At 71.2% G+C, this 14,114-nt stretch carries 13 protein-coding genes; 9 read left to right on the top strand and 4 right to left on the bottom strand.

Annotated elements, in window-relative coordinates:
• The first annotated feature begins 12 nt into the window (after positions 1–12).
• The 5 genes from glgA to ACZ48Z_RS10535 all read left to right on the top strand — a co-directional run bounded on the left by glgA (position 13) and on the right by ACZ48Z_RS10535 (position 5,963).
• Positions 13–1,179 (top strand): glycogen synthase, encoded by a 1,167-nt coding sequence (glgA, locus tag ACZ48Z_RS10555; RefSeq protein ID WP_468735430.1) that lies wholly within the window; start codon positions 13–15, stop codon positions 1,177–1,179.
• A gap of 49 nt (positions 1,180–1,228) precedes the next feature.
• Positions 1,229–2,449: a glucose-1-phosphate adenylyltransferase gene (gene glgC / locus ACZ48Z_RS10550; protein ID WP_468735429.1), complete on the top strand. Its 1,221-nt coding sequence runs from the start codon at positions 1,229–1,231 to the stop codon at positions 2,447–2,449.
• Positions 2,450–2,703: 254 nt separating this feature from the next.
• Complete coding sequence (locus ACZ48Z_RS10545) at positions 2,704–4,032, top strand: wax ester/triacylglycerol synthase family O-acyltransferase (protein WP_468735428.1); 1,329 nt, start codon at positions 2,704–2,706, stop codon at positions 4,030–4,032.
• Positions 4,033–4,137: 105 nt separating this feature from the next.
• A complete protein-coding gene (locus tag ACZ48Z_RS10540; protein WP_468735427.1) occupies positions 4,138–5,658 on the top strand; it encodes an SDR family NAD(P)-dependent oxidoreductase in 1,521 nt (506 codons plus the stop codon).
• Between the two features lie 74 nt (positions 5,659–5,732).
• Positions 5,733–5,963 carry a hypothetical protein gene (locus tag ACZ48Z_RS10535; protein WP_468735426.1) on the top strand — a complete coding sequence of 77 codons (231 nt, stop codon included), beginning with the start codon at positions 5,733–5,735 and terminating at the stop codon, positions 5,961–5,963.
• A 5-nt stretch (positions 5,964–5,968) separates the two neighbouring features.
• On the opposite strand, the gene ACZ48Z_RS10530 is transcribed toward ACZ48Z_RS10535, so the two are convergent.
• Both ACZ48Z_RS10530 and ACZ48Z_RS10525 read right to left on the bottom strand, forming a co-directional pair.
• A complete protein-coding gene (locus tag ACZ48Z_RS10530) occupies positions 5,969–6,760 on the bottom strand; it encodes an SDR family oxidoreductase (protein ID WP_468735425.1) in 792 nt (263 codons plus the stop codon).
• 25 nt (positions 6,761–6,785) lie between these two features.
• On the bottom strand, positions 6,786–7,181 hold the full coding sequence (locus ACZ48Z_RS10525) for a hypothetical protein (protein WP_468735424.1): 396 nt from the start codon (positions 7,179–7,181) through the stop codon (positions 6,786–6,788).
• 472 nt (positions 7,182–7,653) lie between these two features.
• Here ACZ48Z_RS10525 and ACZ48Z_RS10520 point away from each other — a divergent pair, with 472 nt between their 5' ends.
• On the top strand, positions 7,654–7,827 hold the full coding sequence (locus tag ACZ48Z_RS10520; RefSeq protein ID WP_468735423.1) for a hypothetical protein: 174 nt from the start codon (positions 7,654–7,656) through the stop codon (positions 7,825–7,827).
• A 51-nt stretch (positions 7,828–7,878) separates the two neighbouring features.
• Entirely contained in the window at positions 7,879–8,361 is a 483-nt protein-coding gene (locus ACZ48Z_RS10515; protein WP_468735422.1) for a GNAT family N-acetyltransferase, read from the top strand.
• 10 nt (positions 8,362–8,371) lie between these two features.
• On the opposite strand, the gene ACZ48Z_RS10510 is transcribed toward ACZ48Z_RS10515, so the two are convergent.
• Positions 8,372–9,715 (bottom strand): amidase, encoded by a 1,344-nt coding sequence (locus ACZ48Z_RS10510; protein WP_468735421.1) that lies wholly within the window; start codon positions 9,713–9,715, stop codon positions 8,372–8,374.
• A gap of 249 nt (positions 9,716–9,964) precedes the next feature.
• Between ACZ48Z_RS10510 and ACZ48Z_RS10505 the strand changes: the two genes are divergently transcribed.
• Together ACZ48Z_RS10505 and ACZ48Z_RS10500 are read left to right on the top strand one after the other, a co-directional pair.
• Entirely contained in the window at positions 9,965–11,791 is a 1,827-nt protein-coding gene (locus tag ACZ48Z_RS10505; RefSeq protein WP_468735420.1) for a family 20 glycosylhydrolase, read from the top strand.
• Positions 11,792–11,804: 13 nt separating this feature from the next.
• On the top strand, positions 11,805–13,337 hold the full coding sequence (locus ACZ48Z_RS10500; RefSeq protein WP_468735419.1) for an alpha-L-fucosidase: 1,533 nt from the start codon (positions 11,805–11,807) through the stop codon (positions 13,335–13,337).
• 68 nt (positions 13,338–13,405) lie between these two features.
• Here ACZ48Z_RS10500 and ACZ48Z_RS10495 read toward each other — a convergent pair whose 3' ends face one another.
• On the bottom strand, positions 13,406–14,107 hold the full coding sequence (locus ACZ48Z_RS10495) for a FadR/GntR family transcriptional regulator (protein WP_468735418.1): 702 nt from the start codon (positions 14,105–14,107) through the stop codon (positions 13,406–13,408).
• Between the last annotated feature and the right edge of the window lie 7 nt (positions 14,108–14,114).

The following is a 14,114-nucleotide window of genomic DNA, read 5'->3' as shown; positions in this document are numbered from 1 at the left end:
AGGGGGTTCCGGGTGCGTGTGGGCCTGCTGACCCGGGAGTACCCGCCGGACGTGTACGGCGGCGCGGGTGTCCATGTCGAGTTCCTCGCCCGGGAGTTGAGAGCCCTCGTCGATCTGGAGGTGCACTGCTGGGGCGAGGTCTCCGTGAAGGAGAGGGCAGCCGGCGTCATCCGGCACCGGCCCTGGCCGGCGCTCGACACCGCCAACGACGCGCTGCGCACCTTCTCCGTGGACCTCTCCATGGCCGCGGGCCTCGAAGACCGCGAGCTGGTCCACTCCCACACCTGGTACGCCAACCTCGCCGGCCACCTCGGCAAGCTCCTGCACGGCATCCCGCACGTGATGACCGCCCACTCCCTGGAGCCCCTGCGCCCCTGGAAGGCCGAACAGCTCGGCGGCGGATACGCGCTGTCGAGCTGGGCCGAGCGCACCGCGATCGAGTCCGCCGACGCGGTGATCGCCGTCTCCGGAGCGATGCGCGAGGACATCCTCGGCTGCTACCCGGCGCTGGATCCGGCCAAGGTCCACATCGTGCACAACGGCATCGACACCGCCCTCTACCGTCCCGACCACGGCACCGACGTACTGGACCGCATCGGTCTGGACCGGGATCGTCCGTTCGTGCTGTTCGTCGGCCGTATCACCCGGCAGAAGGGCGTGCCGCACCTGATGCGCGCGGTACGGGACATCGACCCGGCAGCGCAGGTCGTGCTGTGCGCGGGCGCCCCGGACACCCCCGAGATCGACCGGGAGTTCCGGGAGCTCTTCGAGGAGCTGAGCCGGGTCCGTGAGGGCGTGCACTGGATCCCGCAGATGCTGCCCCGCCCCGAGGTCATCCAGCTGCTCACCCACGCGGCCGTGTTCGTCTGCCCCTCGGTGTACGAACCCCTCGGCATCGTCAACCTGGAGGCGATGGCCTGCGGCACTCCCGTGGTCGCCTCCCGGGTCGGCGGAATCCCCGAGGTCGTGGACCACGGCAGGACCGGGCTGCTCGTACCCCTCGACGACGGGTTCGAGACCGCCCTCACGCGGGCACTCGACTCCGTGATCGGCGATCCGGAGACGGCACGGCGGATGGGTGAGGCGGGACGGGAGCGAGCGGTGGGCGAGTTCGGCTGGGACGCCGTCGCGCGGCGCACGGCCGGGCTCTACGAGGAGATCGTCAAACAGGCGTACTAGGCCCCTCGTGAGGGCAGTGATGGGTGAAACCAGGTTGAGGGGAGCGGCCATGCGTCGTGGCGGACCTTCGGTGCTCGGCATCGTACTGGCGGGCGGAGAAGGCAAACGGCTGATGCCGCTGACCACGGACCGCGCCAAACCGGCGGTCACTTTCGGAGGAACGTATCGACTGGTCGACTTCGTCCTCTCCAACCTCGTCAACGGCGACATCATGCGTATCTGCGTCCTCACGCAGTACAAGTCGCACTCGCTGGACCGGCACATCACCACCACCTGGCGGATGTCCAGCCTGCTCGGCAACTACATCACCCCGGTGCCCGCCCAGCAGCGCCTCGGTCCGCGCTGGTACCTGGGCAGCGCGGACGCGATCCTGCAGTCCCTGAACCTGATCTACGACGAGCGCCCGGAGTACGTCGCGGTGTTCGGCGCCGACCATGTGTACCGCATGGACCCGCGCCAGATGCTGGCGCAGCACATCGAGTCCGGCGCGGGTGTCACCGTGGCCGGGATCCGTGTCCCGCGCTCCGAGTCCCCGTCGTTCGGGGTGATCTCCCCGGGCTCGGACGGTCTCACGGTGGAGGGCTTCCTGGAGAAGCCCGCCGACCCGCCGGGCCTCGCGGACGACCCGGAGAGCGTGTTCGCCTCGATGGGCAACTACATCTTCACCACCAAGGCCCTGATCGAGGCGCTCCAGAGGGACTCCGAGGAGCCGGACTCCATCCACGACATGGGGGGTTCGATCCTCCCGCAGCTCACCGAGCGCGGCGAGGCCCAGCTCTACGACTTCAGCGCCAACCACGTCCCCGGCGAGACCAGCCGCGACCGCGGCTACTGGCGGGACGTGGGCACCCTGGACGCCTACTACGACGCCCACATGGACCTGATCGCCGAGCGCCCCGCCTTCAACCTGTACAACCGGCAGTGGCCCGTCTACACCCACTCCGGCCAGCTCTCCCCGGCGCGTTTCAACTCCGGAGGCATCGCCAGCGAGTCCATCATCAGCGCGGGCTGCCTCATCCGCGGCCAGGTCACGCGCTCGGTGCTGTCGCCCGGCGTCCTGGTCGACCCGGGGGCGGTGGTTCAGGGCTCGGTGCTGCACGACAACGTCAAGATCGGGCGGGGCGCGGTGGTCCGCGGAGCCGTACTCGACAAGAACGTGGAGGTCCCGCCGGGCGCGACGATCGGTGTGAACCCGGAGCGGGACGCGGAGCTGTACACGGTCTCCAAGGGCGGCGTGATCGCCCTCGGGAAGGGCCAGCTGGTGTCGTAGCCGTCCGTCGGCGGCCCCGGTGACCGCCGGGGCCGCCGCAGCATGTGCCGGCCCGGCTCCGGGACGTTCACCGTCGACTCCACGGGCCGGGTGACGACCGACGCGTGATCACATACGCACCATGAGTCCCGCCTCTTTCGGATGGGGCGGGACTTAACCTGACGTTAACTGTGTGTAGCTTGATCGTACTTGACCGTAATCGCCGGGGCGCTGTTGACTGGCTTGCTCACCCTCCGTCGACGCGAGGCAAGCCATTGACTTCTGACCTGCTGGCACCTCTCGACCTGGCTTTCTGGAACATGGAATCCGCCGAGCACCCGATGCACCTGGGAGCACTCGGCGTCTTCGCTGCGCACTCGCCCACCGCCGGCGCCCACGCCGCCGACCTGCTCGCGGGCCGCGCCGCCGCCGTGCCGGGGCTCAGGATGCGGATCCAGGACGTGTGGCCGCTGGGCTTCCCGTACGCCTTCGGGGGAGCCGCCCGGGTGTCCGACCCCGGCTTCGACCCGCTCCGACACGTGCTGCTGCACGCCCCGACCGCGGACTTCCACACCGAGGCAGGCCGGCTCATGCAGCGGCCCCTCGACCGCGAACGGCCGCCGTGGGAGGCGCATGTGCTGCCCGGCGAGGACGGCACCTCCTTCGCCGTGCTCTTCAAGTTCCACCACGCCCTGGCCGACGGACTGCGGGCGCTGACGCTCGCCGCCGCCGTCCTGGACCCGATGGACCTGCCCGCACGCCGGCCGCGCCCCGAGGAGCCGCCCAAGGCCCTGCTGCCGGACGTGCGCAAGCTGCCCGACCTGCTCCGGGGCGCCGTCTCCGACCTGGGCCGCGCCCTCGACATCGGCGCCTCCGTCGCCCTGTCCTCCGTGGGCGTGTGCTCCTCGGCCGCGCTCACCGCCGAGTCCAGCGGCACCCGCCGTACCGCCGGAGTCGTCGTCGACCTCGACGACGTGCACCGCGTCCGCAAGGCCCGGGGCGGCACCGTCAACGACGTCCTGATCGCGGTCGTCGCGGGCGCCCTGCGCAGCTGGCTCGACGAGCGCGGCGACGGCAGCGCGGGCGTCGCGCCCCGCGCCCTGATCCCCGTCTCCAAGCGCCGTCCGCGTACCGCGCACCCCCAGGGCAACCGGCTCTCCGGCTACCTGATGCGGCTTCCGGTCTTCGACGCCGACCCGCTGGCCCGCCTCGACGCGGTCCGTACGGCCATGGACCGCAACAAGGACGCGGGCCCCAACCGGGGCGCGGGCGCGGTCGCCCTGCTCGCCGACCACGTCCCGGCTCTCGGTCACCGCCTCGGCGGACCGCTGGCCGGCCAGGGCGCCCGGCTCTGGTTCGACATCCTCGTCACCAGCGTGCCGCTGCCCGGCATCGGACTGAAGCTCGGCGGGAACCCGGTCACGGAGGTCTACCCCTTCGCCCCGCTCGCCCGCGGCCAGTCCCTCGCGGTCGCCATCTCGACGTACCGCGGACAGGTCCACTACGGCCTGGTCGCCGACGCCGAGGCCGTGCCCGACCTGGACCGGTTCGCCCGGGCGCTGAGCGAGGAGGTGAAGGAACTGCTGACCGCCTGCGGTTCTTGATCGTTCCGCGTGTGCGGGCGAGGTCCCGCGCTGAAGTAAAATTTCCCGTTCGACAGGCGGACGCGGCGAGAGCGCCGCGCGGGTGACCAGGGAAACGGCAGCGCGATGACGGTGACAGACGACGGCTCGGCGACGATCACGGACGAGGCCGCGCCCGAGCACGGTGACGAGGTCGTGCACGGCCCCGGCATCGACCCGGAGCGACTGGCCGTCTGCCTCGGCGTGCTGGAGGAGCTCGACAAACTGGATGTCGACCATCCCGACGCGATCGCCGTGCGCCGGGCCACCGCGGGCGTCTACCGCACCGTCAAGCAGCGCCGCCGCCAGGACCGCCGGGCCGCCAAGACCGCGCACGACAAGGCGGTCACGGAGGCCACCGCGACCGGCTCCGCCCAGCGCATCGACGACGAGACCGAGGGCATCCTGCCGTCGTCGGTCACCGAGGCGGGCCGGGTCGCGGGGATACTCCAGCGCCCGCGCTCCTGCTACACCTGCAAGACCCGGTACGTCGAGGTCGACTACTTCTACCACCAGCTCTGTCCGGACTGCGCCGCCCTGAACCGCGCCAAGCGCGACGTCCGCGCCGACCTCACCGGCAAGCGGGCCCTGCTCACCGGCGGCCGCGCCAAGATCGGTATGTACATCGCGCTGAGGCTGCTGCGCGACGGCGCCCACACCACGATCACCACCCGCTTCCCGAAGGACGCCATCCGCCGCTTCAAGGCCATGGACGACTCCGGGGACTGGCTGCACCGCCTGGAGGTCGTCGGCATCGACCTGCGCGACCCGGCGCAGGCCGTGGCCCTCGCCGAGCAGGTCGCCGAGGCGGGGCCGCTCGACATACTCGTCAACAACGCGACCCAGACCGTACGCCGACTGCCCTCCGCCTACGCCGCCCTGGTCGACGGCGAGAGCGCCCCGCTGCCCGCCGGTGAGCTCCCCGCGCACCACGTCATCGGTGCCTTCGGCTCGGGCGCGGTCGACGGACTCGCCTCCCTGCCCGCCGGGATCTCCGGCCTCGACGCCCAGCAGGTCGCCGACCTCGCCCTGGTCGCGGGCAACGCCAGCGTCGCCCGGCACCTCGACGGCACCGCCATCGACGCGGGCGGCCTCGTCCCCGACGTCGTCGACAGCAACACCTGGGTGCAGACCATCGAGCAGATCTCCCCGGTGGAGCTCCTCGAGACCCAGCTGTGCAACTACACGGCGCCCTTCATCCTGATCAGCGCACTGCGCCCGGCCATGGCCGACGCGGCGAAGAAGGCGAAGAGCGGACGCGCCTACGTCGTGAACGTCTCGGCGATGGAAGGTGTCTTCGGCCGCGGTTACAAGGGTGCCGGCCACCCCAACACCAACGCCGCCAAGGCCGCGATGAACATGGTCACCCGGACCAGCGCCCAGGAGATGTTCCAGAGCGACGGCATCCTCATGACCTCGGTCGACACCGGCTGGATCACCGACGAACGCCCCCACTACGACAAGCTCCGCCTCGCCGAGGAGGGCTTCCACGCCCCCCTCGACCTGGTCGACGGCGCCGCGAGGGTCTACGACCCGATCGTGCGCGGCGAGGTCGGCGAGGACGTGTACGGGGTCTTCCTGAAGGACTACGCGCCCGGCAAGTGGTGAGCCGCGGGCGTGCGTGTGGGCCGCCGTCGGAGGGGAACCCGGAGCCCGGAGAGTCCCCCGCGCCAGGAGTTGTCATGGCACGTCCACACAGCATCGATCCGCGCGCCTTCAACGATCCGCGTAACCACTACCCGACCGACGAGGAGTTCTACGCGAGCGACCGTCCGGTCCGGCACGATCTCCCGGAGGACCGTCCCCGCGGCGGTGCCTCCGACCCGATCAGGCACCCCTGGAGCTGGGGCATGATCGCGCTCGTCGTCTTCGTGGGCGTGATCGTCCTCATGGGCATTGCCCTGTTCCCGTGACGCGGTCATGAGTGCGGCGGCGCGCCGGACCGCAGCCGGTCATGAACGGCGTACCCGCCAGGCTGCGCCGCCCGTACCCGCGTGCCCCCGTCCACCAGCAGATCCGCCCCGGTGATCCACTCGGCGGCGTCGGACGCGAGCCACACCACGGCCCGCGCGATGTCCTCGGGCTCGCCGATCCGCCCCAGCGGCAGCTCGACGGGACCCTTCTCCCACACGAACCGCGCCATCTCCGTGCGGACGAGCCCGGGGGAGACGGAATTGACCCGCACCCCCGGCGCCAGCTCGCCCGCGAGCTGCTGCGTGAGATGCAGCAGGGCCGCCTTGCTCGTGCCGTACGCCCCGACGCGCGGTCCGACGTGCCCGGCGCCCTCCGTGCAGACGTTGACCACCGCCCCGCCGTGCTCCCGCATCCAGCCGCGCCACACGCCCTGCACGAGCCGCAGTGCCGCCTCCACGTTGACGGTGAACGCGTCCCGCCACGCGTCCGGATCGACGTCCATCAGGGGGCCGTACGGCTGGTTCGTCGCCGCGTTGTTGACGAGGACGTCGATCCGACCGAACTCACGCAGGGCGAGTTCCACGAGCGCCCGCACATGCTCCGGGTCCGCGACATCGCCCGCCAGGCCGATGCCGCCCAGCTCGGCGGCGGTGCGACGGACGTCCGCCGCGTCCCGGGCCGTCACGCACACCAGCGCCCCGGCGTCGGCCAGTTGGCGGGCGACGGCCAGACCGATCCCGCGGGTGGCACCGGTGACGACCGCGGCTCTGCCGCCCAGTCCGTACGACGACGTCATCGCCGTACCGTCTCATGACGGACCGTCAGTCGACAGACTCCAGACGGGAGTTGTGCGCCGCGACCAGCTCCAGCACTCCGCGCCAGTCCTCCAGGACACCCGCGTCGAACACGGTGGTCCGGCTCTCCTCGGCGGCCTGGCGCAGGCGCAGCAGGTCGTCGTCGGTCGTGGGGCCGTGGTGGCGCACCAGCAGGTGGACCCGCTCGCCGAGCAGCGGTCGTACGGCCTCGGCGGTCCGGCCGGCCCGCAGCGCCTCGTCGTCCGGGCACAGCAGGTGCCCGATGCCCTGCACGAGCCCCGCGACCTGGAGCTCCTTGTCGGCGGGGCGTCCTCGGCGCAGCAGTGCGGCGGTCCGCAGCGCGTGTTGGTGCCGACAGGCGTACAGCAGATCCATCAGCTCTTCGACGCTGCGCAGCTCCATACGTCAGACCTTCCGCCGGTCCAGCCGTTGCCGCACGCCAGCAGATCATGGGCGGCTTGCGATTCGGCCAACGGGACCTGAACTGCGTGCCCCCGGCCGGTCGAAGGGCCGAGCGACGGTGTAGGCCGTGCGGGTGAACCCCAAATCACCTGCACCCGGGCGAAATCCACCGGAAAATGGCCGAAGAGCACGGTCGACTCGTAATGGTTACACCATGTTTTCGGCCCCTATCGAGCGCACCCCTGCTCATTTGGTTAATCTGTAGCGGACGGACGGCAGTACGGGGTCCTACCCACACCCACAGTCCGTCCCGGGACAAGCCGGTCACCACGGCCTTCTCTCACCTGAGTTACCGGCGCCACCGCGTCCGAACCCGATCTCGACACAAGACCCGAGCGGACGCCCTGGCACCCGGCCGTAGCACCGGAGAGATGGCGTCCCGAGGGTGAGCCCGACACATAAGGAGTGCGCGGTGACACCGGAGAAGACGAATCGCGATCAACGCCCCAAGGAACGCCCGGAGCGTGCGGGCCGACGGCCCGGGGACATCGGCAGTCTCGACGTGTGGGCGCGCTCCGCCCCCATCCGTCTCGCGGGCTACGAGGACGACCTCGCCGAGCCCCACATCCTGCCCAGCGTGGACTGACCGCAGGACCTTCGCGATCGCCGACGGCATGGGCGTGCGAGACTCGCGCCCATGCCGATCAGAGAAGCCGTCGCCGACGACTGGCCGCGCATCTGGCCCTTGTGGCACCGGATCGTGGCCGCCGGGGAGACCTACACCTGGGACCCGGACACCACCGAAGAAGCCGCGCGTGCCCTGTGGATGAGCCCGGCCAAGCGTGTGTACGTCGTCGAGGACGAGACCGGCGCGCTCGTCGCCTCGGCCTATCTCACCCCCAACTACGGCGGCCCCGGCGCCGCCGTCGCCAACGCGGGCTTCATGGTCGACCCCGACCAGGGCGGCCGCGGCTTCGGCCGCGCACTCGCCGAGCACGTCCTGGCCGCCGCCACGGCGCAGGGCTACCGGGCGATGGTGTTCAACGCCGTCGTCGAGACCAACCCGGCGGTGAAGCTGTGGACCGCGCTCGGTTACACGGTTCTCGGCACCGTGCCGGAGGCCTTCGAGCACCCCCGGCACGGACGCGTCGGCCTGCACATCATGTACAAGGCCCTCTAGCGCCCGGAGTTCAGTCGAGCGGCGCCGTCCGCCGCCAGGGCTGCCGCCGCTCCAGTTCCTCCGCCACCTCCAGGAGCAGTGACTCCGACCCCGGCCGTGCCACCAGTTGTACGGCGGTGGGGGCGCCCGAGGGCAGGGTGCCGAGCGGGACCGACATGGCCGGCCAGCCGGTGAGGTTCCACGGAGGCGTGAGCGGCGAGTAGTTGGTGTTCGCCAGGACGTTGCGCAGCCAGCCCCGCTCGTGCCAGGGCCCGGCCTCGGGGGAGCGGCGGGCCAGCGCCGGGAGCAGCAGGACGTCGTGCTCGGCGAAGAACGGCTCCAGGCGCTCGCGCAGTGCCTGCCTGGCCGTACCCTTGCGCACTCCCTTGACGAAGCGCCGGCCGATCGCCGCGTGCACCCGGGTGCGCCGCGCCAGCAGCCGTGGGTCCAGTCCTGCCGCGTCCACCGAGGTGCCCGCCGTCCAGGTGGCGAGCGAGGTGACGCCCAGCGACAGCGGGTAGGGCGGGTCGGCGCGCCGCACCTGATGTCCCGCCTTGATCAGCAGTCCGGCCGCTTCCCGGACCGCGTTCGCGTACGGGGCGCTGATCGTGACCCCGGCGAGCGGGCTGCGCAGGGACACGGCGACGTCGAGCGTGGCGGGCGCGTCCCGGCGTGCGAACTCGGTGTCGGCGATGACCGAAAGCAGCAGCCGGGTGTCCTCGACCGTGGTCGCGAGCGGGCCGTTTTCGGACATGCCGAACCAGTCGCCGTCGCTGATGCCGGCCGGGACCACGCCCGACCCCGCCTTGAGGGTGACGAGGCCGCAGTTGGCCGCCGGGATGCGCAGCGAGCCCATGCCGTCGTTGCCGAGGGCGACCGGGACCAGTCCCGCGGCGACCGCGGCCGCGCTGCCGCCCGACGATCCGCCCGCGGTGCGCGAGGTGTCCCACGGGTTGCGGGCGGTGCCGTGGACCCCCTCCGTGGTGCCGAAGACGCACAGCTCGGGCACGTTCGTCAGGCCCACGACCACCGCACCGGCGGCCCGCAGCCGGGCCACGACGACATGGTCGGCGTCGGCGGGGGTGTCCGGGGTCGCGGCGGTGCCGACGCGGTTGCTCTCGCCGCGCACGGCGAGGTTGTCCTTGACGGCCACGGGCACCCCGGCCAACGGGAGTTCGCCCAGGTCGCCCCGGGATCCCACCTCGTCGGCCTCGGCCAGCGCCGCCTCCGCCCGCACCAGCCGGAACGCCCCGATCCGTCCGTCCAGCCGCTCGATCCGGGCGAGGTGCTCGGCCACCACCTCCCGCGGGGTGGCCCGCTTCTCACGGACGGCGGCGGCGATCTCGGCGGCGGTGCGGCCGACCCAGTTGGTCACGTGCGCTCCTCGGTGCTACTCGCGAGTACGTAGGGAGAACTCTGCCCGGAGGCGGCCGTGCCGTCGAGAGCGCACGCGCTTGGACATTCGGACCGGTCCTCTTGGACTTTTCGCGGCCGCACGGTCGAGCGATCGTGGCTGACGAGCAGGTCATCCGATCAATGAGGCAACTCTGGCTGCAACTGGCCCCGTTGACAGGTCCAGAGCTCGGCTCAATTATCAGGCCTCCGATGAATAGGGGAGTCGCTCATGAGGAAACGGCTGAGATTCGCCGCCGTCGTGGCGTTGCTGACGCTGCTCCTGGCGCCGGTTCCGGCGGTCGCGCGTGAGGCGGCGGCGCAGCGCCCGCAGGTCACGGTGCCCGCCCTGACGCAGTGGACCGCTGAGCCGGGCAGCTATGCCTACCGTCCCGGGGCCCGGCTCGTCGCGGACGCACCGGCCGAACGCCGGGTCGCCGAGACGCTGACCGGTGATCTGCGGGCGGCCGGGCACGGCACGGTCCCCGTCGTCCGGAGCGGAGCCCGGGCCGGTGACATCGTTATCAACGTCAAGCCGTCCCGCGCCTCCCTCGGCGCCGAGGGCTACGAACTCCGCGCCGGCAGAAACCTGTCGATCACCGGAGCCACCGAGGCCGGCGCCTTTTACGGCACCCGGACCCTCCTCCAGCTCCTCGCCCAGGGCGACCGGATCCCCGCCGGACATACCGTCGACGTGCCGCGCTACAAGGAGCGGGGCGTCGGCGTGTGCGCCTGCTACATCCACGTCTCGCTGCCCTGGCTGGAGAACCTCGTCCGCGAGATGTCCTACAACAAGCTCAACCAGCTGCTCGTGGAACTGAAGGTCAAGAGCGACGCCCACCCCGAGGCGAACACCTGGGGCTACTACACCAAGGCCGAGATACGGCAGCTCGTCGCGCTCGGCGACAGGTACCACGTCGAGATCATCCCCGAGATCAACTCCCCGGGACACATCGACCCGTGGATCGAGAACCGCCCCGACCTCCAGCTCACCGACTCCGACGGCGCCAAGCAGCCCTCCCGGCTCGACATCACCCAGCAGGCCGCCTTCGACTACTACACGAGCCTGATGGACGAGTACGCGCAGGTCTTCACCGCGAAGTCCTGGCACATGGGCGCCGACGAGTACATGCTCGGCTCCGACTTCGCGAAGTACCCGCAGATCCTCAAGTACGCCCAGGAGAAATACGGTTCGGGCGCCACCCCGCAGGACGCCTTCGTCGACTTCGTCAACCGGGTCCACGACTACGCGGCGGGCAAGGGCGTCAGGCTGCGGATCTGGAACGACGGACTGACCGGCGCCAACACCGTCCCGGTGAGGACCGACACCACCGTCGAACACTGGCTGGACGTAGCGGTGAAGCCGAGCCGGCTCATCGCGCAGGGCTACTCGGTGATGAACTCCTCCTACTCGCTGTACCTCATCCGCGGGGGCTTCCACAGCGACACCGCATCGCTGTACGACCAGAGCTGGGACCCGCGCAGCTTCGAGGGCGAGAAACTTTCGTCCGCGCACGGCGTGACCGGGGCGAAGATCAGCCTGTGGCCGGACAACGGGCGCGGTGAGACCGAGAACGAGGTCGCCGTCCGGCTGTGGCCCGCGCTGCGGCACGTCGCCCAGGCCACATGGGGCGATCCGCATCCCGACGCGACCTACCCGGAGTTCGTGGCGCGCGGCACGGCCGTCGGACACGCGCCCGGATGGCGGGACCTGACCAAGGTGCCGGTGGCGGACGGGACTTACACCTTCGGGCGGTCCTTCACGGCCTCGGTGCAGCGCACGGCGGACGGCTATGTAACCCTCCGGTCGGCGGCCGGCTGCCTCGCGATCAGCGGCGGCAAGCTCACCCTCAACGTGCCGCTGCAGCCCGGCGTCGAGGCGACCTGGGACACCTGCGACGCCACGAACACCTTGCAGCGCTGGGAGTTGGATCCCACGGCGGGAGGCTACCGGCTCGTCGACGCGATCACACAGATGGCGCTCACCGTCACGGACGACGGCCGGATCGTGCAGTACCCGGCCGACCAACGCACCCCCGCAGTCTGGCACTTGAGCTGAGGAGTCCCATCCCATGACCGTCTCCAGACGCCTCTTCGTCACCGCCGCCACCGCACTCGCCGTGACCGGCGTCCCCACCCTGGCCGCGGCTTCCCCCGGCGACCGCTTCTACCGCATCCCCGTCTCGGCGGACGACACCGAGGCCGACCTCGTCCGCAAGGCCTCCCAAGTCCGGCCCACCGCACGGCAGATCGCCTGGCAGGACCTGGAACGCACCGCCTTCCTGCACTTCGGCGTGAACACCTTCACCGGCCTGGAGTGGGGCACCGGCGACGAGGACCCGGACGTCTTCCAGCCCGTCGGCCTCGACACGGACCAGTGGGCGGCCGCCCTGAAGGACGGCGGTTTCAAGCTCGCCATCCTCACCGTCAAGCACCACGACGGCTTCGTCCTGTACCCCTCCCGCTACACCGACCACACGGTGGCGTCCAGCAGTTGGCGGGACGGCCGGGGGGACGTACTGCGCTCGTTCGCCGACTCGATGCGACGCTACGGCCTCAAGGTCGGCGTCTACCTCTCGCCCGCCGACGAGAACCAGTACCTGCACGGCGTGTACGCCAACGGCAGCGCCCGCTACCCGCGCACGATCCCGACCCTCGTGCCGGACGACGACCGTACGCCGGACCGCTTCCACACCCTCCCCGCCACCGACTACGGTGCCCACATGCTCAACACCCTGTACGAGGTGCTCACCGAGTACGGGCCCGTCGACGAGGTGTGGTTCGACGGCGCCCAGGGACACATCCCGCCCGACAAGGTGGAGAGCTACGACTGGGACAGCTGGTACACCCTGGTGCGGTCCCTCGCCCCCGACGCGGCGATCGCCGTCACAGGACCCGACCTGCGCTGGGTCGGAAACGAGAGCGGCATCGCGCGCGAGGACGAGTGGAGCGTCATCCCGGTCAAGGAGAACCAGTACGGCCGCACCGACTGGGCCCTGTCCTACGACACCCCCGACGAGGGCGGCCGTGCCGCACTGGTGAAGGCGCAGCCGGCGACGGACTACCTCCAGTGGTGGCCCGCCGAGTGCGACGTCTCCATCCGGGACGGCTGGTTCTACCACCCCGACCAACAGCCCAAGTCCGTGGACTACCTGACCGAGATCTTCTTCGGCTCGGTGGGCCGCAACGCGGTACTGCTCCTCAATGTCCCACCGGACACCGACGGCCTGCTGCACGGCACGGACGTCGTGCGGCTGCGCGAGTTCCGTGAACGGATCGAGCGCGAGCTGCCCCGCGATCTGGCACGGGGCGCCCGCCGGACCGTGGCACCGGACCGCGTCACGGTGGACCTGGGCCGCGAGCAGGAGGTGGACCGGATCCGTCTCGCGGAGGACATCCGGCACGGCCAGCAGGTGGAGAGTTTCGTCGTCGAGGCGTTCCACGACGGCGCCTGGACGCAGGTCTCGGCGGCCGGAACCATCGGCGCGAGCCGCATCCTGCTCCTGCCGACTCCGGTGAGCGCGAGCCGGTGGCGACTGCGGGTGACACAGGCCCGAAGTGCCGTACACATCAAGGAGTTCGGGCTGTACCGGTCCCGGCTCTGAGCGGGCGGACGGTCACCGGGTGCAGGCGACCCGGTGACCGCTCCGTCCCGCCCGCGTCTCCGCGTCGTTCATGCCCCGAGCTGCGCCCGCAGCCACTCCTCCACCTCGCCCACATGCGCGGCGGCCGCCGCCCGGGCCGCCTCCGGGTCGTGGGCGACCAGGGCACGGTGGATCGCCGCGTGCTCGCGCCGCGTCCGCTCGAAGGCGCCCTCCTCCTGGTAGCCCCGCCACACCCGGGCGCGGAACGTCCTGGACGACAGCCCCTCCAGGATCGCCGCCATCGTGTCGTTCCCGGCCGCCCCCGCGATCTCGCGGTGGAAGGCCAGGTCGTGGGCGAGGATCACCTCGGGGTCGTCGGTGGCGTTCATCGCAGTGAGGTGCTTCTCGACCTCGGCCAGCTGGTCGGCCGTGATCCGGGCGGCGGCCAGCGCGGTCGCCGTCGACTCGAGGATGCGGCGTACCTCCAGCAGCTCCACCAGCTGCGGGCCCCGGGACAGGTCGGCGACCACCCCGAAGGTCTCCAGCAGGTCACCGGCCTCCAGCTGGGTGACGTAGATGCCCGAGCCGTGCCGTGCCTCCAGTACTCCGAGGACCGTGAGCGCGCGGATCGCCTCCCGCATGGAACTGCGGGAGATGCCCAGCTGTACCGCCAGATCGCGCTCCGTCGGCAACCGCTGGCCCGGCTCCAGCCGGCCCCCGCCGATCATCGCCTTGATCTGCTCGATGGCGCGCTGCGTCACAGTGCCCTTCTGCGGGGCTGTCTGGTCCACGCCGTTC

It is taken from the genome of Streptomyces sp. NPDC031225, assembly GCF_055570355.1.
The sequence above is the reverse complement of the archived record's forward strand: the minus strand, read 5'-3'. Positions and strand labels throughout refer to the sequence as shown.